Annotated in this window: 31 protein-coding genes and 1 other annotated feature; of the genes, 29 read left to right on the top strand and 2 right to left on the bottom strand. The window is 42.0% G+C overall.

What is annotated here, in order from left to right; genetic code table 11:
- The 27 genes from ACRYKC_RS12830 to yajC all read left to right on the top strand — a co-directional run.
- The coding region (locus ACRYKC_RS12830) for a rod shape-determining protein (RefSeq protein ID WP_433807134.1) at positions 1-786 on the top strand (786 nt) is incomplete at its 5' end.
- A gap of 11 nt (positions 787-797) precedes the next feature.
- Positions 798-1,679, top strand: a complete 882-nt coding sequence (gene mreC, locus ACRYKC_RS12835; RefSeq protein ID WP_433807135.1) for a rod shape-determining protein MreC — start codon at positions 798-800, stop codon at positions 1,677-1,679.
- On the top strand, positions 1,676-2,203 hold the full coding sequence (mreD, locus tag ACRYKC_RS12840) for a rod shape-determining protein MreD (RefSeq protein WP_433807136.1): 528 nt from the start codon (positions 1,676-1,678) through the stop codon (positions 2,201-2,203). The genes mreC and mreD overlap by 4 nt, the downstream gene beginning before the upstream one ends.
- A 38-nt stretch (positions 2,204-2,241) precedes the next feature.
- Entirely contained in the window at positions 2,242-2,928 is a 687-nt protein-coding gene (gene minC, locus ACRYKC_RS12845; protein WP_433807137.1) for a septum site-determining protein MinC, read from the top strand.
- The gene (gene minD / locus ACRYKC_RS12850; RefSeq protein ID WP_433807138.1) at positions 2,921-3,718 is read left to right on the top strand and encodes a septum site-determining protein MinD; all 798 of its coding nucleotides are present in this window, start codon (positions 2,921-2,923) and stop codon (positions 3,716-3,718) included. Before minC ends, minD begins: the two co-directional genes overlap by 8 nt.
- Positions 3,719-4,520: 802 nt before the next feature.
- On the top strand, positions 4,521-5,282 hold the full coding sequence (locus ACRYKC_RS12855; RefSeq protein WP_433807139.1) for a peptidoglycan DD-metalloendopeptidase family protein: 762 nt from the start codon (positions 4,521-4,523) through the stop codon (positions 5,280-5,282).
- Positions 5,269-6,126 carry a site-2 protease family protein gene (locus ACRYKC_RS12860; RefSeq protein ID WP_433807140.1) on the top strand — a complete coding sequence of 286 codons (858 nt, stop codon included), beginning with the start codon at positions 5,269-5,271 and terminating at the stop codon, positions 6,124-6,126. The genes ACRYKC_RS12855 and ACRYKC_RS12860 overlap by 14 nt, the downstream gene beginning before the upstream one ends.
- An 8-nt stretch (positions 6,127-6,134) precedes the next feature.
- Positions 6,135-7,568, top strand: a complete 1,434-nt coding sequence (locus ACRYKC_RS12865) for a ribonuclease E/G (RefSeq protein WP_433807141.1) — start codon at positions 6,135-6,137, stop codon at positions 7,566-7,568.
- Positions 7,569-7,604: 36 nt separating this feature from the next.
- Positions 7,605-7,675 (top strand) — a sequence feature (ribosomal protein L21 leader region).
- 13 nt (positions 7,676-7,688) lie between these two features.
- A complete protein-coding gene (gene rplU / locus ACRYKC_RS12870) occupies positions 7,689-7,997 on the top strand; it encodes a 50S ribosomal protein L21 (RefSeq protein WP_433807142.1) in 309 nt (102 codons plus the stop codon).
- Positions 7,998-8,008: 11 nt separating this feature from the next.
- Entirely contained in the window at positions 8,009-8,338 is a 330-nt protein-coding gene (locus ACRYKC_RS12875; RefSeq protein ID WP_433807143.1) for a ribosomal-processing cysteine protease Prp, read from the top strand.
- Positions 8,339-8,352: 14 nt separating this feature from the next.
- On the top strand, positions 8,353-8,643 hold the full coding sequence (gene rpmA / locus ACRYKC_RS12880; RefSeq protein ID WP_035546444.1) for a 50S ribosomal protein L27: 291 nt from the start codon (positions 8,353-8,355) through the stop codon (positions 8,641-8,643).
- A 291-nt stretch (positions 8,644-8,934) separates the two neighbouring features.
- The gene (locus tag ACRYKC_RS12885; protein ID WP_433807144.1) at positions 8,935-9,453 is read left to right on the top strand and encodes a Spo0B domain-containing protein; all 519 of its coding nucleotides are present in this window, start codon (positions 8,935-8,937) and stop codon (positions 9,451-9,453) included.
- 13 nt (positions 9,454-9,466) lie between these two features.
- The gene (gene obgE, locus ACRYKC_RS12890) at positions 9,467-10,747 is read left to right on the top strand and encodes a GTPase ObgE (RefSeq protein WP_433807145.1); all 1,281 of its coding nucleotides are present in this window, start codon (positions 9,467-9,469) and stop codon (positions 10,745-10,747) included.
- Between the two features lie 17 nt (positions 10,748-10,764).
- Complete coding sequence (locus ACRYKC_RS12895) at positions 10,765-11,214, top strand: ACT domain-containing protein (RefSeq protein WP_433807146.1); 450 nt, start codon at positions 10,765-10,767, stop codon at positions 11,212-11,214.
- A gap of 14 nt (positions 11,215-11,228) precedes the next feature.
- Positions 11,229-12,104: a prephenate dehydratase gene (gene pheA, locus ACRYKC_RS12900; RefSeq protein ID WP_433807147.1), complete on the top strand. Its 876-nt coding sequence runs from the start codon at positions 11,229-11,231 to the stop codon at positions 12,102-12,104.
- A gap of 170 nt (positions 12,105-12,274) precedes the next feature.
- Positions 12,275-13,453: a SafA/ExsA family spore coat assembly protein gene (gene safA / locus ACRYKC_RS12905; protein ID WP_433807148.1), complete on the top strand. Its 1,179-nt coding sequence runs from the start codon at positions 12,275-12,277 to the stop codon at positions 13,451-13,453.
- Entirely contained in the window at positions 13,443-14,402 is a 960-nt protein-coding gene (locus tag ACRYKC_RS12910) for a phosphotransferase (RefSeq protein WP_433807149.1), read from the top strand. The genes safA and ACRYKC_RS12910 overlap by 11 nt, the downstream gene beginning before the upstream one ends.
- A 35-nt stretch (positions 14,403-14,437) precedes the next feature.
- Complete coding sequence (gene nadE / locus ACRYKC_RS12915; RefSeq protein ID WP_433807150.1) at positions 14,438-15,175, top strand: NAD(+) synthase; 738 nt, start codon at positions 14,438-14,440, stop codon at positions 15,173-15,175.
- A 69-nt stretch (positions 15,176-15,244) separates the two neighbouring features.
- Positions 15,245-15,817, top strand: coding sequence for a YhcN/YlaJ family sporulation lipoprotein (locus tag ACRYKC_RS12920; protein WP_433807151.1), 573 nt, complete (start codon positions 15,245-15,247; stop codon positions 15,815-15,817).
- Positions 15,818-15,948: 131 nt separating this feature from the next.
- On the top strand, positions 15,949-16,701 hold the full coding sequence (locus tag ACRYKC_RS12925; RefSeq protein WP_433807152.1) for a YebC/PmpR family DNA-binding transcriptional regulator: 753 nt from the start codon (positions 15,949-15,951) through the stop codon (positions 16,699-16,701).
- A 161-nt stretch (positions 16,702-16,862) separates the two neighbouring features.
- Positions 16,863-17,426, top strand: coding sequence for a BofC C-terminal domain-containing protein (locus ACRYKC_RS12930; RefSeq protein WP_433807153.1), 564 nt, complete (start codon positions 16,863-16,865; stop codon positions 17,424-17,426).
- A gap of 129 nt (positions 17,427-17,555) precedes the next feature.
- Complete coding sequence (gene ruvA, locus ACRYKC_RS12935; RefSeq protein WP_433807154.1) at positions 17,556-18,173, top strand: Holliday junction branch migration protein RuvA; 618 nt, start codon at positions 17,556-17,558, stop codon at positions 18,171-18,173.
- An 18-nt stretch (positions 18,174-18,191) separates the two neighbouring features.
- A complete protein-coding gene (ruvB, locus tag ACRYKC_RS12940) occupies positions 18,192-19,193 on the top strand; it encodes a Holliday junction branch migration DNA helicase RuvB (RefSeq protein WP_433807155.1) in 1,002 nt (333 codons plus the stop codon).
- Positions 19,190-19,390, top strand: a complete 201-nt coding sequence (locus ACRYKC_RS12945; RefSeq protein WP_085029423.1) for a DUF2905 domain-containing protein — start codon at positions 19,190-19,192, stop codon at positions 19,388-19,390. Before ruvB ends, ACRYKC_RS12945 begins: the two co-directional genes overlap by 4 nt.
- 19 nt (positions 19,391-19,409) lie before the next feature.
- A complete protein-coding gene (gene queA / locus ACRYKC_RS12950) occupies positions 19,410-20,435 on the top strand; it encodes a tRNA preQ1(34) S-adenosylmethionine ribosyltransferase-isomerase QueA (protein ID WP_433807156.1) in 1,026 nt (341 codons plus the stop codon).
- A gap of 37 nt (positions 20,436-20,472) precedes the next feature.
- Entirely contained in the window at positions 20,473-21,609 is a 1,137-nt protein-coding gene (gene tgt / locus ACRYKC_RS12955; protein ID WP_433807157.1) for a tRNA guanosine(34) transglycosylase Tgt, read from the top strand.
- A 15-nt stretch (positions 21,610-21,624) separates the two neighbouring features.
- On the top strand, positions 21,625-21,888 hold the full coding sequence (gene yajC, locus ACRYKC_RS12960) for a preprotein translocase subunit YajC (RefSeq protein ID WP_433807158.1): 264 nt from the start codon (positions 21,625-21,627) through the stop codon (positions 21,886-21,888).
- 57 nt (positions 21,889-21,945) lie between these two features.
- Here the strand turns inward: yajC and ACRYKC_RS12965 are convergent, their stop codons facing one another.
- Positions 21,946-22,332 carry a TIGR04086 family membrane protein gene (locus ACRYKC_RS12965; RefSeq protein WP_433807159.1) on the bottom strand — a complete coding sequence of 129 codons (387 nt, stop codon included), beginning with the start codon at positions 22,330-22,332 and terminating at the stop codon, positions 21,946-21,948.
- 126 nt (positions 22,333-22,458) lie between these two features.
- On the opposite strand from ACRYKC_RS12965, the gene ACRYKC_RS12970 reads away from it, so the two are divergent.
- Complete coding sequence (locus tag ACRYKC_RS12970) at positions 22,459-23,745, top strand: ArsB/NhaD family transporter (RefSeq protein WP_433807160.1); 1,287 nt, start codon at positions 22,459-22,461, stop codon at positions 23,743-23,745.
- A gap of 697 nt (positions 23,746-24,442) precedes the next feature.
- Positions 24,443-25,093, top strand: a complete 651-nt coding sequence (locus tag ACRYKC_RS12975) for a DUF421 domain-containing protein (RefSeq protein ID WP_433807161.1) — start codon at positions 24,443-24,445, stop codon at positions 25,091-25,093.
- A 22-nt stretch (positions 25,094-25,115) separates the two neighbouring features.
- Here ACRYKC_RS12975 and spoVB read toward each other — a convergent pair whose 3' ends face one another.
- Positions 25,116-26,672: a stage V sporulation protein B gene (gene spoVB / locus ACRYKC_RS12980; protein ID WP_433807162.1), complete on the bottom strand. Its 1,557-nt coding sequence runs from the start codon at positions 26,670-26,672 to the stop codon at positions 25,116-25,118.
- Positions 26,673-26,675: the final 3 nt, after the last annotated feature.

Consider the following 26,675-nt stretch of genomic DNA (forward strand, 5'->3'; position numbering starts at 1 on the left):
TATTATATCAAAAAGGCACTAAAAACAAGATCATCTTTTGCGAGCAAACCTAATGTTATGGTTTGTGTACCCTCAGGCATCACGATGGTAGAGGAACGTGCTGTCATTGATGCAACGAAACAGGCAGGAGCAAAAGAAGCTTATCCAATAGCGGAACCTTTTGCAGCGGCAATAGGTGCAGGGTTACCTGTTTGGGAACCTACTGGAAGTATGGTCGTCGACATCGGAGGCGGCACGACGGAAGTCGCCATTATTTCTTTAGGTGGAATCGTAACCAGTCAGTCGATCCGAGTGGCAGGGGATGAAATGGACGATGCTATTATTCAACATGTAAGGAAGAAGTACAACCTCATGGTTGGTGAGAGAACTTCAGAGGAAGTCAAGATGGAACTTGGCGGAGCTGGAAACGTGGATACGAATGATGAAATGGATATCCGAGGTCGAGATTTGTTGAGTGGATTACCGAAAACGATAACCATTCAATCGAAAGAAATCGTCGAGGCTTTAAAAGACACGGTTGATACCATTATCGAAACCGTTAAAAACACTTTGGAAAAAACACCACCGGAATTAGCCGCAGATATTATGGAGCGTGGTATTGTTCTTACTGGTGGTGGAGCATTACTCAGGAACCTTGATACAGTCATTAGTGAAGAAACAAACATGCCAGTCTTTATAGCAGATGAACCTCTCGATTGTGTAGCAGTCGGAACAGGTAAATCATTGGAATACATTCACCATTTTAGGTCACAACCGAATGTGGCAAGCCGGGCTAATATGGATTAGGCGGTTCAGATATGCCTTCTTTATTTCGTAGAAAAAGACTAATGGTTGTATTAATTGGCTTTATCGTACTTGTAGCGTTAATCGGGTTTTCGATTCGGGACCGTGATTCGTTAAGTACTCCTGAGAAATTTCTCCAAGACACAGTAGGGTGGATGCAGACAATTATCCATAAGCCTGTGAGTATTGTAGATAATACGGTCGAAAACGTACAAAACATGCTCGAAGTATATGAGCAGAATCAAGTGTTAAAAGCGCGTTTATCAGAATACAAAGGTGTCATAAAGGATAACCAGAGACTTAAGAACGACAATGAAGAGCTTCGGAACACAATAGAGAAAACAGAAGCTCTCAATGATTATTCCCCTATTCAGGCAACTGTCATCGCCAGAAGCTCAGATCGCTGGTTCGAGCAGATGACGATTAACAAAGGGGAAGAGCATGGAGTAGAAAAAGATATGGCCGTTATGACTAGTGATGGCTTAGTAGGGAAAATCAAATCTGCCGGTGCCTTTCATTCGACCGTCCAGCTACTCAGCGGCTTTGACAGATCTAATAAAATCTCTTCCTGGGTGATCCGGGAAGGTCAAGATGAAGCTTTCGGTCTAATTGAAGGATATGACGATGAAACGGGGCGTCTCCTTCTCGAAGGCATTAAGCTGGATGAAGAATTGAAAGAAGGCGACACAGTTATCTCTTCCGGTCTTGGCGGTGTGTTTCCTAGTGACCTTCGAATTGGGACAGTGGAAGAGGTAGTCAACGACCAGTTTGGTTTAACGAAAACAGCTTACGTTGAGCCATTTGCTGACTTGTTTGATATTAATCATGTTATTGTTGTGGATCGTACGATGGAAAGTATAGAGAATCAAAGTCAAAGCGAGGGCGATGAATCATGAGACGGTATTTTATCGGTCTCCTTTGTCTTTTTTTGTTAGTCATGCAAGGGATGGCGATGAGCTTACTTCCATCAAGCCTTGTTTATTCAGACTTATTAATGACACCGCACTGGATTTTAATCTTTCTGTTAATCGTCACCATTTTCTATGACAACGACAACACTTACTACGCCGTCTGGCATGCATTGTTTTTCGGTTTATTACTAGACGTTGTCTATACGGGTGTATTAGGTGTTTATATGGCAACCTATGCGGTTGTAATTTATATCATCCATGGGATAAATAAACTTCTTCATGCGAATTTCGTAACAGCATCGATCTTAGCGGTTATTGGTGTAGCTTTAGCTGATACTATTCTTTACGTCGTTTATTCATTTGTTCAGATTACAGCCATGGCATGGTGGGATTATGTAGTACTCAGGCTACTTCCTACATTGGCTGCAAATATGATCTTTTTTATCATTTTATATCCTCTAGTGAAAGAACGAGTCTTTAAGCTGGGAGAGGAAATAAATAATACTTAGTTCTTCGTGAAGGTCTAAGGTTTTGAGGTGAGAGGTCTGTGACAACGAATGTTCAGAAGATAATGATTAAAGGAACAAGAGACGGGTTGACATTGAAGTTTGATGATCAATGCACGTTTGAATCTATTTTGGATGAGCTCGAAGACAAGCTTTCGTTGAATGGTCTATCTGATGATGACCCGATGATTCGAGTAACCGTCCAGCTTGGAAAGCGATACTTAAGTGAAGAACAAAAGGAAGAACTTACGAAGGTGATTCGTGAGAAACAGAATCTCGTTGTTGAAAACATTGAATCAGAATTAATTACTAGAAAAGAAGCATTGAAATGGAAGGAAAATACAGAAATCACATCTGTTGCCAGAACAATAAGATCTGGACAAGTGGTAGAGGCTCGTGGTGATCTCTTGGTAATCGGTGACGTGAACCCGGGAGGGCTGTTAAAGGCAACGGGAAACATTTTTGTAATGGGTAGTCTCCGTGGAATTGCTCATGCTGGTACGGAAGGTGACACGAACGCTGTAATTGCTGCATCTTATATGCAGCCAAGCCAGTTGCGGATTGCCGACCAGTTGAGTCGTGCACCAGACTATGAGTCAGAGGGCGTCTATATGGAAAGTGGCTTTATTGACGAAGAAGAAGGACAAATCCGGATCGATAAGCTCCAGGAAGTTGTTAAGAAGAGACCGGATCTTGTAAGCTTTGAAAGGAGAATGGATAATGGGTGAAGCGATTGTAATAACCTCTGGAAAGGGAGGGGTTGGCAAAACAACAACTACTGCTAATCTGGGGACCGCTTTAGCCCTGCAGAATAAGAAAGTTTGCCTGATCGATACAGATATCGGCTTAAGAAATCTGGATGTAGTTATGGGGCTTGAGAATCGAATAATCTACGATATTGTGGACGTGGTAAATGGGCGCTGCAAAACAAAGCAAGCGTTAATTACTGATAAACGATTCGACTGTCTACACCTACTTCCAGCAGCTCAAACTTCTGACAAATCAGACGTTACTCCTGAGGGAATTAAAGCGATTATTGAAGAGTTGAAAGAAGAATACGACTATGTCGTTATTGATTGTCCTGCGGGAATTGAACAGGGGTATAAAAATGCCGTTGCAGGCGCAGATAAAGCGATTGTTGTTACGACCCCTGAAAAGTCGAGTGTACGAGATGCTGACCGTATTATTGGGCTTCTTGAACAGGAAGATTTAGAAGCACCAAAGCTTGTTATCAACCGAATACGAGCTCATATGATGAAAAATGGTGAGATGATGGATGTGGACGAAATTGTTTCTGTCTTATCCGTTGATCTGCTTGGAATTGTCATAGATGACGATGCGGTTATTACAGCTTCTAACAGTGGAGAGCCAGTGGCGATGAAGCCGAATTCGAAAGCTTCAATTTCTTATAGAAATATTGCAAGACGTATATTGGGCGAAGCTGTTCCTCTTCAGAATCTCCATCAAAATAATGGTGTCATGGCCAAGATTAAACGTTTCTTCGGAATCCGCTCTTGAGTCAAACCAACCCTGCTATGGTCAATATAGCAGGGTTTTTAATATCACTAAATCCTTGGTATAAGGTTATTCAGCAGCGGGGAAGTATAAAAATCAAATTCTGGATAATTTAAATTTGAATATTTCCGTTACGATAAACAGTAGTAGGAGGTCCGTGAAATGGCTCGCTTTCCGTGGGCATGCGCTGAGGCTCCTCGAGCTAACGCTCTCCGGGGTCTCACCTGTCATGCTCATCCCACAGAAGTCTCGCCATTTCAAGGACCTCCTTCCGATAGTTTTAGCAACGGAAATACAAAAAATGAAGAAGTTATAGCGGAAAAGCTTACCCGCCAGCAAGAAGACACATATTTTAAAGAGCTCAATAGGTCAGAATCAATCTATAAGTCAGCATGTTGCCTGGATATCAGTGGAATCGGTATAAATAACGTCAGTTGCCGATATATAGTCCAGTAGTGTACTTACCTGAACACGCGTGTCCCCATTTCTATTCGATATACTTAATGGGCTCTAAATTTAAATAAGAGTCTTCTAATTTCTTTTGAATAGGTCCGTTCATCACAGAATAGTTGTTTTCCGGCCAACCCTAACACTTATCACGCAACGGACCGGAGAAAGTCTCGGAATTGAGGAATTGGAGACTATAATGGATAAGGAAGATCGTTTGAGAGGTATTACTTTATATAATTCCTTAGGAAATAAGAAGAATGTTCAGCCGGTTGTTCGTGGACAAGTTTTATACATATCCCTTCTGTTCTCTCCATAGAATGATAGAAACAATGGTATTAAAAGAGAGGGGATTCCTGTGAAAAAGAATATACATCACGTACGAAAAAATATAGCAGAGCGCAAAAGAAAACGAGTGCAGCAAAATGCGCCTCCTCAAAAGCCGTACCTCCCTCCGCAGGATGAAGAGTTGCATGGATACCCCCCAATCGTCTCAGGATATGGTAAAAAAACGGATCCAGCACGTTCTAAAAATCGGACAAGCTATTTAGGTATACAAGTGTTGCTTGCCGCTTTACTTTTTGCAACAGTGGCTATCGGTAAGAATACGGACTTCGCTTTGCTGAATGGGCCAGAGGAATGGGTGACAAGTCAAATGCAAGAAGACTTTCCTTTTGCTAAAGTAACAGCTTGGTACAGTGAAAGGTTTGGAGAGCCACTTCAAGTTGTCCAGCCTAAAGAAAATGAAGAATCCGGCGAGCTCGCAATGCCTGTAAATGGAACAGTCACAACTCCTTTTCAAAATGACGGGAAAGGAATTATCTTAACCACAGAGAATAACTCTAAGGTTAAAGCGGTAAGGGAAGGTACCGTAGTATTCGCAGGCAACAATGAAGAAACGAAAAAAACCGTCATTCTCCAACACGAGGATGGAAGTAAGACCATTTATGGGTATCTATCATCCATTGATGTTCATTTATATGAATATGTTAAAGCTCAAAACAGTCTGGGGTCGGTGACATCAGAAGAGGGGCCATCCGCTGAATTCTTTTTTGCCATCGAAAAAGATGAGCAGTATTTAGATCCTGTAGAGGTTATCAAAGTGGATGAAAGCTCTTAGTCTTACAAAGACCATTCACATCCACCCCCTCTTCTTTTTATTAGCATTATCCGCTATTTTAACAGGTGCTTTTTATGAATTTGTTATATTAATGACGCTAGTCGTCATTCACGAACTTGGTCATTATTTGACAGCTAAATATTATGGCTGGAGAGTTTCAAGAATAGAACTCTGGTTGTTCGGAGGGGCTGTTGTGAGCGAAGAGCATAATACACGGCCTTTCCGCGAGCAAGTGAGCGTCGTATTAGCTGGCCCTCTCCAACATATATGGATCTTCGGTTTGTTAAGTATCCTTCAAGGATTCTATGGTCCTCATTCCCTCTTATCAGTGGCTTTCTTTTACAACACTCTTATTCTTGTTTTCAACCTTATGCCCATTTGGCCTTTGGATGGAGGGAAGCTTCTCTTTTATATAACTACTCAATTATTCTCTTTTCAAAGGAGTCTCTATTTTACATTATTTATATCAGTGACCTCCATGGTCCTTGTGTCTCTTTGGTTTTACCTGGAAGGCCGCTGGACTTTAGCGGGCCTTTTACTTGCTGCTTTTTTGCTCATTGAAAATGGAATGGAGTGGAAGAGAAGGACTTACACCTTGATGAGATATTTACTGTTCTGTACGTATAGAGATTGCAGTAAATTAAAGCCCAAGTTTATCAAGGTTGAACAAGACTTGCTTGTAAGAGACGTTTTAAAAAACATTCGGTGTAACCGTAAACATTTGTATGTATTGAAACAGTCACCAAGTTTCTATATAGTAGATGAGCAAGAATGTCTCCAAGCCTACTTTGATAAGAAGCAAGCCAATCTGCGCTTGAGGGACGTTCCTAAACTGGCACTGTGAGGTATAAGATGAGGAAAATTATTATACATACAAAGTCTACGGAAAAAACTGGGCTCGTATTGGAAAATCAGCAGATTTGTGAATACATGGTGGACAGGCCCGGAAGAGAGTTACTTTCGGGTTCTATTTTTGTTGGAAAAGTTGAAAACATTCATCGAGGAATGCAGGCGGCATTTATAGATATAGGTGAAGAGAAGAACGCTTTTCTTAAGCGCGACCAAATTCCCTGGGCGAAGGAAAAGATTGAGCAAACGGTACAGGAAGGGCAAACATTACTGGTACAGGTTATTAGAGAAGCTGTCGGAGAAAAGGGTGCACAAGTGACTACAGACCTTACCCTCCCAGGCCTTTACTGTATATACCAGCCTTTAGGGAGAAAAATATCGGTTTCAAAAAAATTAGGGGATGATCTATCTGAATTTGTAAAAGCGGAACTTGAAGCCATTGTTAACGGGGAAGAAGGAGGAATTGTCCGTACAGCTGCAGGAAATGAAAAGACAGAGGTAGTTATAGAAGAGTTCAGACTTTTACGTAAACTGTGGAGGGAGCAGATGCAGCCTATTAGGAAGAAGAGCCCTCAACCAGTCTGGAGAGATCATATTATTCCAGATCAGTTAATAAGAAAATTTCCTATCTCATCTTTAACGGATATTATTGTAGATGAAGTTGAAATGGGGCGTTATATAAAGGAAAGATATCCTTCTGTAGCTAATAAAATAAGTTGGGTTAAAGAAGTCGAATCTATACTGCCATCTGGAATTAATGAATTGCAGGAAGCACTGATTCAACCAGTGGTTAAATTGGAAAATGGCGTAGAGCTTGTCATCGAACCGACAGAGGCCATGACGGTTATTGATGTGAACAGCCATCGCTTTAAAGGAAAATCCTTATCCGATTCTCAAGCATTTGAAGTCAATACTCAAGCAGCAAAAGCGATAAGCAAACAAATTCGCTTAAGAAACCATTCAGGAATCATTTTGGTCGATTTCCTAAATATGAAAAACCCTTCTTTGGAAAAAAAGCTTGTTGATTTTATGAGAAAACAAACAAGGGAGGACTTGACGAAATCAAATGTCATGGGAATGACCAGGCTCGGGTTGATGGAATTGACAAGAAAACGTGATGCACTTAGTTCTGTTCAAGTTCTTTCTAAACCGTGTCTGCCTGCGTTTGATTCAGAGGCCATGGTGTACAGGATGGAAAGAGAGCTGTTAGCTTATTCCTCTCATCCTGCTGAAGCCATTCTGATCGCTATAAACCCACAACTGTATGAAATGAAAAAACGATTGCTTTCTTCTTTAATTTCTAGTAAAATTCCACAGGAGCTATTTGTTAGGCAGGATGCAGATGTATCCGACTATCAAATTGAGCTTGAAGGGTCCGAAAACATGGTGCTTGAAGCCATTCATCGCCGCAAAGCACCTGTTGACAACTTGTTTTGAACTGTGGTAACATTGTTTTGTTATTCTAGTAGCACTCCGATGCTACAACCGCACAGAACAGGTTTTAAACCGATTCCGGTACCTGAATGGCGAGTCTGAGTAAATCGAGGAGGTGCAAGTATGTACGCAATTATTGAAACTGGTGGTAAACAAGTTAAAGTTGAAAAAGGCCAGGAGATCTACGTTGAGAAAGTCAACGCAGAAGCTGGTGAAACTGTAACGTTTGACAAAGTTCTATTCGTAGGTGGAGAAGACACAAAAGTTGGCGCTCCATTCGTTGAGGGTGCTAAAGTAACGGCTAAAGTTGAAAAACAAGGTCGTCAGAAGAAATTGACTGTCTTCAAATATAAGCCTAAAAAGAACTACAAGCGTAAACAAGGTCACCGTCAGCCGTACACGAAGCTAGTCGTTGAAGAAATCAACGCGTAAGGTTCGTTCGGATGATTGAGGTAAAAATGATTCGCTCAAATGGAGCGGTTAACGGTTTTGAAATTTCAGGACATGCCGAAAGTGGCCCTTATGGACATGATCTCGTATGTGCTGCAGTTTCAGCTGTATCAATCGGTACAGTCAATGCGATCGAGAGGCTATGCCATACAGAACCTCATGTCGAGCAAGGAGGAGAAGGCGGTTATCTGAAAGTCATTCTCCCTGCTGATCTGACAGAAGATGCGACTGAGAAAGCTCGCATTTTGCTTGAGGGGATGCTGGTATCGCTAGAAACCATTGAACATGATTATCAGCAATATATAAAAATAACACACCGATAAGGAGGTGGAGACTCATGCTACGTCTTGATTTGCAGTTTTTCGCCCAGAAAAAGGGTGTAGGTAGTACGAAAAACGGCCGTGACTCTGAGTCCAAGCGTCTTGGAGCTAAACGTGCAGACGGACAACAAGTAACCGGTGGTTCTATCCTTTACCGTCAACGCGGTACTAAGGTATACCCTGGTGCAAACGTTGGCCGCGGCGGTGATGACACATTGTTCGCTAAAGTCGACGGTGTCGTTAAGTTCGAACGTTACGGACGTGACCGCAAAAAAGTTAGCGTTTATCCTGTAGCACAGGAAGCGTAAACGAATAGTATAAGGTTTCAAATGAAGCCGCGCTGTGCTTATTGCATAAGCGTGGCTTTTTTGTATTTAGTTACGCTAAACAGGAGAGTTGTTGAAAGTATAGGAGCAGTGTTATAGCTGTATGGATAAGGGAACACACAGCCTCCCAACCTAAAATCGCAACTATAATTAGAGCTCTATATTCAGCCTGGAAAGAGTACGAGGTAAACGGATTATTGAAACATCGTTTTAGTTTCCTTTCTATCTTTGCTATACTTTTTATTATTATGGATGAACGAGGAGCTGAGGCTGTTGGTTGAAAAAGACATGATCATGCTGCTCAGGCATAAGCGTCATGACTGGATGAATCAAATCCAGCTGATTCATGGGTATGCTTCATTAGGTAAATACGACCGTTTGATGAATCAACTGGAAGATTTGAGAACTGAGTCCGAGTACGAAAGAAGAATCTTGAACAGTGATGCTGTTAAATTTCCATTATGGCTGCTTTCGTTCAATTGGAATCATGAACAGTTCAGGTTGAAGTACATTGTCAAAGACGAACTTGATTTATCCCGTCATGATGAAGAGCTTACGGCATTGGCCAAGCGTATGGTTAAATGGATAGGTGAACATAAAGTTGAGGGTGAGCTGTATGAAGGAACGGTTCACTTGTACCAAGGGTATGATTCCAACTCCATCGGTTTAAGCTGGGAATGGGAAGGACAATTACATAATGGAGAGTCCTTAAAGCAAAGACTGAACAATGAAGGTTTCATTGCTACAGTCTTCGATGACCAAGAACTATCCATTGAGATGATGATAGGATGAAGAGGTGAAGAGTATGTTTGTCGATCAGGTTAAAATTTTTGTTAAAGGTGGCGACGGGGGTAACGGCTTAGTTGCTTATCGACGTGAAAAATATGTTCCGAGGGGTGGACCTGCTGGAGGAGATGGCGGTAACGGCGGTGATGTCGTTTTTGAAGTCGACGAAGGATTGAATACCCTGATGGATTTTCGGTACCAGCACCATTTTAAAGCCAAGCGCGGAGAAAATGGGATGAACCAAAAACAGCACGGTAAGAATTCAGACCCTTTAGTGATAAGTGTCCCACCCGGAACGACCGTAAAGGATGCAGACACAGAAAAAGTCATAGCCGACTTAACGGATCATAAACAAAGAGCTGTGATTGCTAAAGGGGGACGTGGCGGAAGAGGAAACGCTCGCTTTGCTACTGCAAGAAACCCTGCACCAGAAATTGCAGAGAATGGTGAACCGGGTGAAGAGTTAGAAGTGGTGGTGGAGCTGAAGTTACTCGCTGATGTAGGCCTAGTAGGATTTCCGAGTGTTGGGAAATCTACGTTCCTTTCTGTAGTAACAGCTGCAAAGCCTAAAATTGCCGATTATCATTTCACGACTCTTGCGCCTAATCTAGGAGTTGTCGAGAGTCAAGACCACCGTAGTTTTGTGCTGGCTGACTTACCGGGACTTATTGAAGGTGCGCATGAGGGAGTCGGGCTCGGGCATCAATTTTTACGACACGTTGACCGTACACGTCTTTTGCTTCATGTGATTGACATGTCAGGTGGGGAAGGACGCGACCCATATGAAGATTATGTGACGATTAATAAAGAGTTGTCTTCCTATGATAAACGGTTGGAAAAACGTCCGCAGATCATTGTAGCTAATAAAATGGATATGCCTGATGCGGAAGACCACTTAGAAATGTTTAAAGAACAAGTCGGAGAAGACGTTATAATCTATCCGATCTCCACGGTGACACGTGAAGGAATCGATGAGCTGCTTTATGCTGTCGCGGATCTTCTTGATAGCATTCCGAAACAGGAAGAACCGATTGAAGAGGTCGATGAGCGAGTGGTTTACAAGTTTAAAAAAGAAGAAGCCCCGTTCAAAATTACTCGGGCAGATGATGGAGCCTATGTTCTTTATGGAGAAAAGATCGAGTCTTTATTCAAAAGGACCGACTTTACGAGGGATCAATCCATCAATCGATTTGCTAGACAAATGCGTAGCATGGGTGTAGATGAAGCTCTTCGTAAGCGTGGAGCTAGTGATGGGGATACAGTTCGTATTCTGGACTACGAATTTGAGTTTGTAGATTAGAGAAGGGAGCGGTTGAATTGGCGGATTATACAGAGAAATTTTATTTAGTCCGTAGTGACATCCTCCCAGAGGCTATGAAAAAAACAATTGAAGCAAAGGCTCTTCTTGAACGAGGAAAAGTGGAATCCATTTTTGAAGCTGTTCAGGCAGTCGGACTTTCAAGAAGTGCTTTTTATAAATACAGGGACGCTGTATTTCCTTTTCAGGCTATGGTGAAAGAGCAAATGATTACCCTTTTCTTCCATTTAGAAGACCGGGCAGGGACACTGTCTAACCTTTTGCAGACGGTAGCGGATTCGGGATGCAATGTTCTAACCATACACCAGACCATTCCTTTACAAGGAAAAGCGAACGTAACGTTGTCCTTGAATACAACAGGAATGGTCCATACGATCGAATACCTTTTACAACAACTGCACAAGCTCGATTTCGTTGATCGTGTAGAAATATTGAGTTCAGGAGCTTAATTGGAGGGGAAGGAATGGAAAACCAAAGGATCGGATATTTAGGACCAAAAGGAACATTTACAAAAATGGCTGTCGACGCTCTATTTGAAGGAGGATCATTCATCAGCTACGAAAGTATTCCCGCTTGCTTAGATGCCGTTGAGCGTGGAGATATTGAGACAGGTGTCGTACCGCTTGAGAATGCAATTGAAGGCTCTGTTCACTTGACCATTGATTATTTGGTTCATCAAGTGAATCAGTCCATTATTGCAGAGATGACGGTACCTATTAAGCAGCATCTTCTTGTACACCCAGACTATCAGGGGGAGATAATTAAGAAGATTTATTCCCATAGCCATGCCATTGCTCAATGTCATCAATATTTGCACAAGCATTATCCTGATGCAGAGATCGAATACACTGCATCGACAGGCAGGGCAGCTGAGATTGTTGCTTCGACCGGTTGTGAAACAGCAGCTATAGGAAATCACCTGGCAGCTGAAGAAAATGGATTGAAATTGCTAGATACTAACATTCATGATTATGATAATAACCACACTCGATTTGCTGTTGTTCAAAAAAACCCCAAAACCTTGAAGGTCAAAGATCATACAGTTTCGAAACATAAAACAACGGTGATGGTTACTCTTCCTAAAGATTACGCAGGAGCCCTGCACCAAGTGTTAGCTGCTTTTTCATGGAGAAAGATGAACTTGTCAAAAATTGAGTCTAGACCAATGAAAACGGGGCTGGGCAACTACTTCTTCCTGATAGACGTAGACCAACCCTATGATCAAGTGTTATTTCCTGGAGTTCAAGCAGAATTAGAAGCTTTAGGCTGCCAATTGAAAGTCCTTGGCACTTATCCCGCTTATCAAATTGATATTCCCGCACCTATACAGAAAGCATAAATTTTAGAAACCCCCGAGAACCTTTATTTAAACAGGTTCTCGGGGGTTTGTTTATATTTGTTGAAAGAAATTATGGGCTTTTTCATCAATCTTTGGGCTTGTGCTGCATAGAGTGTTATGAAGCTATTATTGTCTTATTGTTTTTCTAGATTTTCAGGAAGGGAGTTGCAATGGTGAGAATTCACATTGTACAAAAAGGCGATACACTCTGGAAGATTGCGAAAAAGTATGGGGTTGATTTTGAAGAGTTGAAATCGGTGAATACCCAGCTTTCCAATCCTGATATGATTATGCCGGGTATGAAAATCAAAGTTCCTCAAGGTAAAAAGCAAGTGAAGAAAGAGGCACCGGCTCCTAAGAAAGAGATGCCAAAGAAAGAAATGCCGAAGAAAGAAATGCCGAAGAAAGAAATGCCAAAGAAAGAGATGCCGAAAAAAGAAATGCCATCCATGCCTCCTTATAAAGAAAATGTACCGAAACCGATTCCTATCATCAAAGAGGACGAGAAAAAGCCGGTGACCAAAGGTGTCATGGAAAAACCGATGATGCCGATGCAGCCGATCAATATGAATATGCCAATTTCTATGCCTAGCATTGATCAACAAATGCAAAATTATTACACGACATTCCACCTTCCACAAATGCCAATGCCCCAGGCACCTAAACAGGAAGAGAAAATGATGCCAAAGCAGGAAATGCCAAAAGAAGAAATGCCAATGCAGGAGCAGCCTAAAGAAAAGCAAATGCCTGCTGAAGACATGAACATGGAACCAGAAGTACAGGGCGCACAATATATGCCTTATATGCCTCAACAACAGCCTTACTACCAACCTAGTCAGCCGCAGCTCGTACATTCTGATTTTTATTGCTGTCCGCCACAGCCCTATATGATGCCTGTACAAATGCCTATGTACCAACAGCCTATGCCCATGTATCCTCAGCAAATGTACCCGTCCCAGGTAGGCGGAGCAGAATATGAAAGCGAATCCTCTTCCATGATGGGCGGCATGCAGGCTGGTTCAGACTGTGGATGCGGGGATGGGGATGGATACGGACAAAGCCCTCAAGCCTACGGTCCGATGATGGGGTATGGACAGAATCCTCAAGCGTACGGCCCAATGATGGGGTATGGGCAGGGCCCAATGATGGGATATGGACCACAAAGTCATCATATGCCTCAATATTGTGAACCGATGCAGCAGCCAATGGGAGGATGGCCTCCATATGCCGGGCAGCCATCGATGGGAAATCCGTATATGCCGCAATCTATGGGGGATTGGAATCTACAGCAGCCACAAGGTCAATGGTATCCACAACCTTGGAGGGACGATGAGTTAGATGAAGACTGAACGTAGAGAAGGCGATTCATACACGGATCGCCTTTTTCACTGGCTTCAGCATGTAGAACATATTCCAATTTCCTATGAAAAGATGATCAAGCCGAAAGTGTATAAAGTGCGTTACAACGGTGAGCCTATGATTTTAAAAGGGTATCGGAGAGCGCAAACGCTACATCAACAGATCGATTTTTTTAAACATTGGAATTACGCCCATCAAACGGCTGCTCGTCCGTTACCATTTGAAGAGAACGTCTATACTAAGAGCAAGCTTGGTTGTGAGTGGGGTCTCTTTGAGTGGTTAAAAGGGAAGCATGCCGATTTTGAAAAGCACACGGAGAGGGAGCTTGCTATCAAAGTTTTACAGCAGTTCCACCGCACTACGAAAGGCATTGCTGTTCTAGCCATACCAAAAGATCCGTTATATATAAAATGGGAAAGACGTCTAGAGCAATTTGAGGGTACTCGAGATGTCTTTTTCGATTATCGAAAAAATGTCGTTTACGATGAAATTCGCGAGAGTATGTTAAGACACTTAGAAAGGTTCGCAAATCACCCATGGGGTGAAGTGGAAGAGAAGGCGTGGGAGAACCATGAATGGCTTCATGGAGATTTGGCTCACCATAACTTTATCATTCATCGCAAGACAAACATTAAGTTGATTGATTTCGACCTATTGCATACGGGTCCGAGAGTGTATGATGAGATTCAGCTCGCCCAAAGGTTTCTTCCATATATTGAAGGGCGAAAGGCTTCTGTATTACACTACTTTCAACATGTCAAAGATCAGGATCTCTGGCTAAAAGGCGTACTCGTACCTGCTGACCTTCTTAGAGAGTGGCTGTACGGATATCGGAGATGCGTCAGGGGTGAAGCTTCATATATGCGACATATTAAGAAGCTGGAGAAATCTTGGGAAAGCCGGAAGATGTTTGTCCGTTACACAGAAAATATGCTATAGTTAGATATCATATGTGTGAAAGGATGAACAATCCGGTGGAGCAAAAAGTCGAGAAAATCGTATCATGGTTACAAAACCAAGTAGAACAAGCGAATGTTGACGGGCTGCTTGTAGGGGTAAGCGGCGGCATTGATTCAGCTGTTGTTGCGAACTTGATAAAGCGAGCATGCCCTGATCGTTCTTTAGGGGTTATTATGCCTTGTAAAAGCCATTCCAGTGATCAGGAACATGCTCAGAAAGTTATAGAAGCTTGTGGTATTGAGTCGATTACGGTTGACTTGACAGAGACACATGAAGTTATGTTCGGAACGATACAACAGCAATTAAAGAATCAAGACATCTACAATCCGGAACAAGCGAAACTGGCAGATGCTAATTTACGTGCACGTTTAAGAATGAGTACATTGTACACCGTCGCAACCAACCATAAATACTTAGTTGTTGGTACAGACAACGCTGCCGAATGGTACACAGGCTACTTTACGAAATTTGGTGATGGAGGCGTTGATCTTGTCCCTCTCGTTCATTTAACTAAAGGCGAAGTACGTGAAATGGCTGAGTATTTAGGAGTACCTGATGAAGTCGTCCATAAACAGCCAAGTGCTGGGCTTTGGGAAGGACAGACAGATGAAAATGAAATGGGCACAAGCTACGCGATGATTGATAAATATTTGAAAGGGGAAGAAATCCCTGAAGAAGATAAAAAAATCATTAAAGCATTGCATAAAAGATCTGCTCACAAGCGAAAGCTCCCACCTTCTCCACCACAATAAACTGGCGAAAATTAACAGACTAAAACATTCTCCTTGAACCATAGTAATGGTAAAAGGAGAATGTTTTTTATGTGGCGAATTTTGCTGATTATGGTCCTTATGGGGCCTTTAGTGGCTTGTAATAGTGAACAAGAAGCAGCTGACCAGAATAAAGATCAAAAGGAATCAGAGGAAGAATCGTTTTACGAGCCTTTAGAATATTCCTCAGATAAAGCCATAGAACGCAGAGGAAATATCCCTACCGGTAAAGACAGTTACTTTAAGCGCACTGCAGAAGATGAATTTCGTAATTCTAAGTACGGGCAAACGAACCGTTCTCATGATAACGTATTTAACGATGAAGAAGCGATGGCAATTATGGAAAAAGTGAATGAGCTGGAAGAGGTCACGTTGACACAAGCTTATTCAACAGATGATCATGTTTACGTAGCAATAATGGTAAATCCGTACGACCGGCGCGATCAGTCTGTTCCTGAAAAGGTGCAGGCAAAAGTTAAGGAAATTACAGACAAACCTATATCTATTTACACCAATAATAATAATTGGGATCATATGAAAGATGTTAATGCCCGTTTAAAAGCCTCGCAAGCACCTGATGATCTGAAAAAAAGGATCAAAGACTTTTTTAACCAAAATAGATGATGATAAACGAATAAAAGCGCTACGGAATACCTTCCGTGCGCTTTTTTATGTGTAGCCTTAGGCTTTTATGAATGGTTGAAATTATGGTATATTGATATAGGAAAAGATTTGCTTTGGAGAGGAGAATGTCCATGGCTGGTCATTCAAAATGGAGTAATATTAAGCACCGAAAAGGGGCGCAGGATGCAAAACGTGGAAAGCTTTTTATGAAGCTGGCACGGGAAATATTCATGGCGGCCAAAGAAGGTGGAGGGGATCCTGATACGAACCCAACACTTAGATTAGCTATTGATAAAGCAAGATCCAATAATATGCCTAATGACAATGTCGACCGTGCTATAAAGAAAGCGACAGGAGATTTGGAAGGCGTTAACTACGAGGAATACACGTATGAAGGTTATGGTCCCGGTGGTGTTGCTGTAATGGTGAAAGTCTTAACTGATAACAAAAATCGTACAGCTGCTGATGTTCGACATGCTTTTAATAAAAACGATGGGAACCTGGGTGAGAATGGTTGTGTATCTTTCATGTTCAACCGCCAAGGGTACCTTGTCATTGACCGTAATTCCGCGGATATAGATGAAGAGTCACTCATGCTTGAAGCCATTGAAGCAGGCGCGGAAGAAATGGAAACCACAGACGAACAGTTTGAAATCTATACTGAGACTGAAGCTTTTTCAGATGTTAAAGCTGATCTTGAAGAAAGCGGCTATGCATTCAAGACGGCTGAAGTTACAATGATTCCTGAAACTTATACGTTTCTTGAAGAAGAAGGCGTTGAGAAGATGCTTAAGCTAATTGACATGCTTGAGGATAACGATGATGTTCAGGAAGTTTATCATAATCTTGATGCCGACGAAGAAGTACTAGATAGGCTTTCATAAAAAGTGTTCCATGAGTTCTATATACAGAGCTCGTGGGTTATTTTTTTTCAGTCTTTTATTAAGTTGTCAATGACTGACAGAAATACTCCCCTAATACTCATAATATGTTCTGTTTCTGGACACAATAGGAACAGAATTTACTTAATTAGGGGGAGTCTATTATGATACGATGGCTGTTCATCATAGGGATAGTCGTAATCTTTGCAGGTTGGCAGGCAATTCATTTCGAAGAGGAACGACCGCTTACAGCCAGCGATCTCTCTTACCAGCGAGCCGTAGAGGTAAAGAATCAAGATACAGTCTCAACACTCGTAAAGCCTGAACCATTGAAACTAACTGTTATTTTAAAAGAACACTATATGGACGGGGTAATAGAAACCACAAAGAAAGAAGAAACCATCTGGTCTATGGTGGATTTTTGGGCTCAATATGAAGGATGGACAGTTGAAAATCAGCAATTGGATCAAGTCGTCTTTAAACGAGAAGTGAAAGATATCTCTCCCTTGACTAAACAACAAGGATACTTCGGTTTGACTGAGGATGGAGAGCTTGCGGTCTTTCAAGGAGATCCTGAGGATGGTAAAGTGATTGAAGCGTTCAAACCGATTCCAGTTAAACCGCTTGAATCTAGAAGAAAAACGGAGTTGAAAAGCGGGATTAAAATAAAAGATTACGATCATTTTGAACAAGTCCTCAAGCAATATTCTACTCAAGGAGAAGTATAAGAGACAGTCCCTTGTTATGCAGGGGGCTGTTTTGTATGGATTGCTGGCATTTCTGACATAGGCGAACATGTGCTTGTGTGATACAATAAAGAGTGCTAAGCAATAAAGGGTAGAGAGGATTTCAATATTATGATCACATATGTAAAAGGTCAAGTAACAACCATAGATAATGATTCGGTTGTAATAGAAACAGGGGGAATTGGCTACGAAATATTATGCGCCAATCCTTTTCATTTTCAGGAACAAATCAATAAAGAAGTCAAAGTTCATACATACCATTATATAAGAGAAGATCAACAAAATTTATATGGGTTTAAGAAAAAAGAGGACAAGCAGCTTTTCGCTCAGCTGCTCAATGTTTCTGGAATTGGTCCTAAAGGAGCGCTTGCTATTCTTGGAACAGTGAGTGTACCAGAATTTGTCTCAGCCATTGAACAGGAAGATGAAAAATATTTGACCAAGTTTCCAGGGGTAGGGAAAAAGACGGCAAGACAAATGATCTTGGATCTGAAGGGTAAATTAGTGGTCTGGCTTCCAGATGAACAAAATGAGAGTACCATTTTCTATCAGGAAGACTTAACATCAAAAGAAGTAAGAGCCCACATTGATGATGCCATTGAAGCACTTAAAGCTCTTGGCTATACAGACAAGGAAGTCAAACAGGTACGTACTGAATTGCAAAAAGCGAAACGAGGTACCGTAGACGATTATGTGAGACAAGGTCTTCAGTTATTAATGAAATCATGAGGGAAAGGAAGATAATACATGGAGGATCGGATGATCTCTGGGGAAATGCAAGAAACAGATCAAGAGATCGAGTTAAGTTTACGACCAGAAACACTCAAGCAATACATTGGTCAGGATTTAACAAAAAAGAACCTGAGTATTTTCATCGAAGCTGCAAAGATGCGGGAAGAGCCGCTTGATCATGCCCTGTTATATGGACCGCCCGGGCTGGGTAAAACAACGTTGGCTTCCATCATTGCAAATGAGATGGGTGTCCAGTTCCGTACAACAGCGGGGCCGGCGATCGAAAGGGCGGGGGATCTCGCTGCGATTTTATCCTCGCTGGAACCAGGGGATGTATTATTCATAGATGAGATACACCGTTTGCCGAGATCGGTGGAAGAAGTTCTCTATCCAGCGATGGAAGACTTTTGTTTGGATATCGTTGTAGGTACAGGCCCTAGTGCACGGTCAGTACGCCTGGATCTTCCTCCATTTACACTTGTAGGAGCAACGACGAGGGCAGGACTTTTATCCGCTCCGCTGAGAGATCGTTTCGGTGTTCACTGTCGCCTCGACTATTATGATACAAAAGCTTTGTGTTCAATTGTTGAGCGAACAGCTGAGATTTTTAATGAAGAAATTAATGCAAATGCTGCAGTAGAAATAGCGAGAAGATCAAGGGGAACACCAAGGATCGCAAACCGCCTGTTCAAAAGGGTCCGAGATATTGCGCAGGTTAAAGGAGAAAAGGTCATATCAAAAGAAACCGCTCAGGAAGCCTTAGAAATGCTTCAGGTGGATGCGGAAGGCTTAGATTTTATCGATCATAAACTTTTAAAAGGGATCATGGATGGGTTTAGAGGCGGACCGGTGGGACTTGATACAATATCCGCTACGATTGGAGAAGAGCCTCAGACGATTGAAGACGTTTATGAGCCTTTTCTTTTGCAAATCGGATTTATTCAAAGGACGCCACGCGGAAGGGTCGTTACTCCGAAAGCCTATGCTCATTTTAACCGGGAGGTGCCTGGCTCTTGACGGGGTTTGGTAAAATCTTTATTGTAATAGGGATTGTGTTTATCGTAATTGGACTATTGTGGAGTTTTATCGGGAAGTTGCCAGGTGACCTTACCTTTAAGAAAGGTAACGTGACCTTCTACTTTCCAATCATGACTTCGATAATTGTGAGTATTGTTCTCTCATTAATATTTTATTTTATCGGAAAAATACGTTAAGGAAGAATAGGGGATTCATATGGATATTAAGCAGTACGATTTTGATTTGCCTGAAGAATTAATTGCACAGGTCCCCTTGCAAGACCGCTCATCTTCTAGATTGATGGTTTTGGACCGTGCGCAAGAAAGAATTGAACATCACTATTTTTCAGATATCAGTCAATTCATTCAACCTGGTGATTGTTTAGTTTTAAACGATACAAGGGTGTTGCCAGCCCGTCTTTACGGAGCTAAACAAGATTCGGGAGGAAAAGTAGAGGTTCTTCTTCTTCATCAATCAGAAGGGGATGAATGGGAGGTGCTAGTGAAGCCTGCTAAGAAAGTAAAAGTTGGCACGAAAATCAGCTTTGGCAATGGACAGCTAGTCGCAGAATGTACGGAAATTCAAGAACATGGAGGCCGTAAAGTCCGCTTTTCTTATGAAGGAATTTTTCTAGAAGTACTTGAGTCGCTTGGGGAAATGCCTTTGCCTCCATACATTAAAGAGCAATTGCCTGACAGAGAACGGTATCAGACAGTCTATGCAAAAGAAGAAGGTTCAGCAGCAGCCCCTACAGCTGGGCTCCACTTTACGACTGAGTTACTTCAGTCTCTTGAAGAAAAAGGAGTGGAGATTGCTTATTTAACTCTTCACGTAGGCTTAGGGACTTTCCGTCCAGTCAGCGTGGATCAAATTGAAGATCATGACATGCATGCAGAATTTTATCAGTTATCTGAAGAAACAGCTGAGCAATTGAACCGTGTAAAGGAAAACGGCGGAAGGGTCATATCAGTCGGCACGACATCTACTCGCACCCTTGAAACAATTATTAGAGATTATGGCACATTTACAGCTGCCAGCGGATGGACAGATATTTTCATTTACCCTCCACAAAAATTAAAAGCGATCGACGGATTGATTACGAATTTCCATCTGCCGAAGTCGACGCTAATCATGCTTGTTAGTGCATTTGCTGGACGTGATTTCATATTAGAAGCCTACAACCGTGCTGTTCAAGAGAGGTATCGGTTTTTCAGTTTCGGAGATGCTATGCTGATTTTATGAATAGAACGGAATTTTTCCAGATAGAAAGGAACGTAACATGGCGATCACATACGAATTAATTAAAACGTGTAAACAGACAGGGGCTCGCCTCGGCAAAGTTCATACCCCGCATGGATCATTTGAAACTCCCATGTTTATGCCGGTAGGTACGCTTGCCACCGTCAAAACGATGAGTCCTGAAGAATTAGAGCGGATGGGAGCCCAGATCATTCTCTCGAATACGTACCATTTATGGCTTCGACCTGGTGAAGACATCGTCGAAGAAGCAGGTGGTCTTCACTCCTTTATGAATTGGAATGGCTCAATTCTGACTGACTCTGGGGGATTCCAAGTCTTCAGTCTTAGTGATTTAAGACAAATCGAGGAGGAAGGGGTTCATTTTCGTAACCATATAAGCGGTGAAAAGCTATTTCTTTCCCCGGAAAAAGCCATGCAGATCCAAAATTCGCTAGGAGCGGATATTATGATGGCTTTCGACGAATGCCCTCCGTATCCTGCTGAGCATGACTATATGAAGAAATCTGTCGAACGGACAAGTCGTTGGGCTGAGAGATGTTTAGAGGGACATAAGCGACCACATGACCAAGGGTTGTTTGGAATCATCCAGGGAGGGGAATATGAGGACCTTCGCCGTCAAAGTGCGCGAGATTTAACTTCCCTGGACTTCCCTGGTTATGCAGTCGGTGGCTTGTCAGTAGGTGAACCAAAAGACGTCATGAATAGAGTATTGGATTTCACCACACCTTTGCTTCCGACAGATAAACCGCGTTACTTGATGGGAGTAGGTTCTCCTGACTCACTCATCGACGGGAGTCTAAGAGGAATCGACATGTTTGACTGTGTGCTGCCAACTCGTATAGCGAGGAACGGTACGTGTATGACCTCAAATGGGAGACTGGTTGTTCGCAATGCTAAATTTGCACGAGATTTCCGACCAATCGATGAGAATTGCGATTGTCACACATGTCGAAATTATAGCCGCGCTTATATTCGTCACCTTGTCAAAGCAAATGAGACGTTTGGGTTTAGACTTACGACTTATCATAACCTTTATTTTCTGTTAAAATTAATGAGGCAAGTTCGTGAAGCCATTCGAGAAGATCGACTCGGTGACTTTAGAGAAGAATTCTTTGAACAGTATGGTTTCAACAAACCAAACGCAAAGAACTTTTAGAAAGGGGGAAGTTAAATGGATACATTAGTAGGTTTATTGCCGATCATTCTAATGTTTGTCATTTTCTATTTCCTATTAATCCGTCCGCAGCAAAAGAAACAGAAGAAAGTTCAGCAAATGCAGTCGGATCTACAAAAAGGCGATAGAATTATTACAATCGGAGGACTACATGGTACGATTCATGCTATAGATGAGGGTACTCTTGTGATTTCTGTACAAGATGGGTCACAGATGAAATTTGACCGTTCTTCTATTCGCGAAAAGTTAAATCAAGACTAATGAGTTTGCGATTGAGCAATCCCGTTACACAGTAGTGTAGCGGGATTTGTTTTTTGTTCATCGCTTGGCTGCTGATCTTCTTGGCAGATTTACACCAATCATACCTCCAAGCCAGGCCGCTACCAGTAACCCGCCAAAATAACTAAGCTGCGGAAGAGAAACCCATTGATTTTCAAAGATAACTTGAAATAAGACCATAGCGGATACGAAAATCAATCCTGTCATCCCTCCGGATAACCACCCTTTCTGTTCCCCTTTATAAGCGGCCAACATCCCTCCGAAGGCTAGTATACTTATGCCTGCGATCAATGCCATTTGGTTGAGGGTTTGATACTCCATGTTTGTAAAACGAAGCAGTAAGGCTAATACTCCTGAAAAGACAATCATCAGTATGAAAATCGAGCCAACTCCATATCCAAGCACACCCTGAATTAATTTTTTCATATTCCTGCCTCCTTTTTATTAGCTTGTCATTTTAACTATATGCATGAATTCTGCTTCGATAGAAGTAGATATTTTTCAATGGAACTGAATAGGTATAAGTAAAGTCCGGTTAAAAGGGGAAGGTCTATGACAACTGTACTTGCATTGCTCATTTTCGTTGCTAGTTATGTACTGATCATGACAGAAAAGTGGAATCGGGCCCTTGTAGCTTTAGCAGGCGGAGTCCTGCTCTTGCTGACCAAAGTATATGAATGGGAAGAAGCTTTCGGTTTCATAGACTGGGAAACCGTTGCCTTACTTTTTTCTATGATGGTCCTTGTGTCCATTACGAAAAAAACAGGGATCTTTACGTATATGGCTATACGTCTTGCCCAATTGGTTAAAGGCCGTCCTGTACCTTTATTAGTGGTGACTGCCATCTTTACGGCCGTAGGTTCCGCCTTTTTGGACAACGTCACAACGGTCCTTTTATTTGTACCAGTTCTTCTTTCGCTTATTGAGAAACTAAAGCTACCTGCCTTTCCGTATCTTTTGGTGACGATTTTTAGTTCTAACATAGGAGGAACAGCAACATTAATTGGCGATCCGCCTAACATCATGATCGGACAAGCGGTTCAGCATTTCAGTTTTGTATCATTTATTTATCACCTTGGTCCAGTCGTCTTAATCATATTCTCAATCATGTTGACTTTGAGTGTGCTCCTTTTTAGAAAACGATTAACGTATAATCAGGAGCTGGCTAAACGGTTAATGGAACTTGATGCATCCGAGCATTTAAACAAATCCAAGCTCTTATTCCAATCCTTGTCAGTTCTTCTATTAACCATTACGGGTTTTATGATGCATCCATTTGTACACATGGATATAACGACCATTGCCGTAAGCGGAGCGTTACTATTATTGTTTCTGACGGATAAAGAACTGGATGTAGAGCATGTGTTCCAGGAAGTCGAATGGGTGACGTTGTTTTTCTTCATGGGTCTCTTCATGTTGGTTGGAGGTTTAGAGACGGTTGGGATTATTGATGAACTTGCACGCGGAATGGTTTGGGTCTCTGGTGGAGATTTACCAATTACCTCTATGGTAATGCTTTGGAGTTCAGGGTTATTATCGGGTGTGGTTGACAACATTCCGTTTGTTGCTGCTATGATACCGGTTGTCCAAGAATTGCAAGGGTACGGAATGATGAATGTTGATCCTGTCTGGTGGTCTCTTGCCTTAGGGGCGTGTCTGGGAGGAAACGGCACACTGATTGGAGCTTCTGCTAATGTAGTTGTAGCAGGACTAGCCGCTAGCCATAATCAACCCATTCCTTTTTTGAAGTTTTCTCTATATGGAATTCCTATCTTAATCATGTCTCTAGCTGTTGCTTCGGTTTATGTTTTCTTCAGATATCTAATCCCTTTTCTTTAAAGGGTTTGGGATATAGTAGTATTCTGAGAATTCGATGCCGGGATATCGTGGGTTTATATTTGTAATAGTGTTAGGTATGGCTGGAAAATAACTCGTCTAGCTGCATCGCCCAGACACTCGCGTCTAAGCAGGAAATCAACGGAATGAAAAGGCACTTTCCTTTTGATTTTCTGCTTATGCGAGTCGTGTCTACCGGGGTGATTCCGCATTTGAACACTTTCCTGTGGTCTCGCCTAGCTCCTTCTCCCGTGCGAGTCTCACCCTTCCCCAACACCCCTTGCCTGATAAAGTTCTCGAAATCTTGCTGTGTAGAATTTGCTATCCATTGCATAAGAACCGTTGGCAATGCAGAATTTTTAATATAACCAGTTCTTCACATGGTTCATTCCAGAAAAAGATCGAGTAACTTTATATCGCATGGTGGATGGGAAAACGGCGAGACTCCTGTGGGATGAACATGCTAGATGAGACCCGGGAAACGAAGTTTGAGGAGGCTCAGCACATGCCCACGGAAAGCGAGTCGTTTTCCCGTCCACCATATTCCATATAAAAGTCTCGGTCTTCAAGCTAAGGAGGCTTGCATGAGGAAGCCTTTAATTTCTTAAAAACCATACTAAGTTCATTCATTACATAATAAAAATTCAAAAATAGGTGATGTTAGGAAGAGGTAAACCTTCACGAAAGGTAGTGTGTGGACGTGGAAATCGCCTCAATCATTTTTAGAACATTCATCACTTATTTCATTATATTGATTGTATTTAGACTAATGGGGAAACGTGAAATAGGCGAACTGAGCGTCATGGACCTTGTAGTGTTCATCATGCTGGCTGAAATTGCAGTGTTTTTAATAGAAAAACCCGAATCTTCCCTGTGGCAAGCCATTGTTCCAATGACCGTGTTGCTCATTATCCAATTGGGCAGTGCATGGATATCTTTGAAGAATCAGCGCTTTAGGAATTGGTTTGACGGAAAACCTACAGTTATTATTAAACACGGGAAAATTGATGAATACGAAATGAAACGTCAGCGCTATAATTTCAATGACTTGCTACTCCAACTCCGGGAGCATGGAATTCAACAAGTGAATGATGTGGCTTATGCTATTCTTGAGCCTTCAGGGAAACTTTCCGTGTTTGAGAAGAATGATGATGGAGGATCCGATTATGCTGTCGTCCTTATAGCGGATGGGAAAGTCCAATATAGTGGACTTAAAACGATCCGAAAGAATAAAAACTGGTTATTGAATGAAGTAAGGAAACAGGGGTTCAGTTCTGTAGAAGAAATTTCTTTGTGTACCATTAATGATGAAGGTGAATTGGTAATGGATAAGAATAATGAATCGAAATAAAAAAATAGCCTCCTGTCGGGGGCTATTTTTTTGGCAGGATCTTATTCCAGGGAATCATCTTCCATTCGTCTTTATGAAGCAGCTTAAACACAAAGAGCAGAATAAAGTATAGAACGGTCAGTACGGCTCCCATTGTCAGTAGTTGATAGAGAGGTTTGCTCGCTTCCAGCCAATGCTGTTTCATTTCAAAACCAACATAGCCAGTGCATGAAACAACAATCAAAAACCTTAGAAGCATCGCACCTGGAAACTTAAACACTTTATGCTTGATCAGTACCATCAAGTGAAGCAATGTAACGACAACGACTCCTGCAACGATAGCTATAGCCACTCCGTTAATTCCAAACTCTGGTTGAGAACTTAGTCCTACAAGTACAATAAATTTGATTATCGAACCAATGAGTGAGTTCCACATGGCAGGCTGGGCAAGGTCAAGTGCCTGCAGACTAGCCTGTAGTGGTGTTTGAATATAGTGGAGCAGGAAGAAAGGGGCCATAAACTGTAATAAAAAAGCTGCCTGACTTGTTCCGTAAACTGTAAATAAAATTACGGCTGGGAAGATCATGAAAACGACGGTGACTACGCCGCCGGAGGCCAAAGATAAGCGAATGGATTGCAATATTCGATATTGTATAATATCTTTCTTACCTTTCGCAGCTGCTTCACTGATGGAAGGAACAAGAGCTGTTGACAGAGCATGGGTCAAGAATGTTGGTAAGAAAAGCAAAGGAAGAATATACCCAGTCAACTCTCCATAAAGTTTGGTAGATTCAACTGCTGCTATCCCTGCAATCGCAAGACTTTGGGCAACCAGAATCGGCTCAAAGAAATAAGTCAAGGATCCAATAAATTTACTTCCTGTAGTAGGAAGTGCAATGCTCATCAGTTCATTGAGGGTTTTACGTCCTTCTTTAATATGTTTAGTCCAAGTTGTCCTTAATTTGAAACGCTTTTGGAGATTGAATTGCCTTAACATATAAATTAATGAGACAAATTCTCCTAAGACGACAGCTGCCATAGCTCCTGCAGCTGCATATTGAACTCCATAAGGCAAAAACAACTTTGTTAATATAATTACTGCTCCGATCCGGACAATTTGCTCAATAACTTGTGACATGGCCTGAGGCTTCATGTTTTGTCGTCCTTGAAAATAACCCCTAATCACCGAAGATACCGCTATAATTGGAATGATGGGAGTGACGGCTAACAAAGGATACAAAGCTCTAGCATCGGTGAGAAAATAATTAGCCACTACCGGAGACAACAAAAATAGACCGACAGTGAAAAGGATAGCTAAGGATAATGTAACCGAGATGGAAATGATTAAAATCTGCTTAATTTTCTTTTCGTCACCTAAAGCCTCTGCTTCCGATACACGTTTAGAAATAGCTACCGGCAGTCCGAATTGCGTGATGGTGATGGCTAAAATCAAGGTAGGTAGTGCCATCATATACAATCCGACACCTTCAGCACCCATGACTCGTGCTACCACAATTCGGTTGATGAAACCAAGCAGCCTAGTAATTAATCCAGCCGCTACAAGAATGAGAGCTCCATGAAGAAAGGTTTGTTTTGACATATC

The organism is Halobacillus sp. A1-3 (assembly GCF_050971765.1).
GTDB classification, from domain to species: domain Bacteria; phylum Bacillota; class Bacilli; order Bacillales; family Halobacillaceae; genus Halobacillus; species Halobacillus mangrovi_B.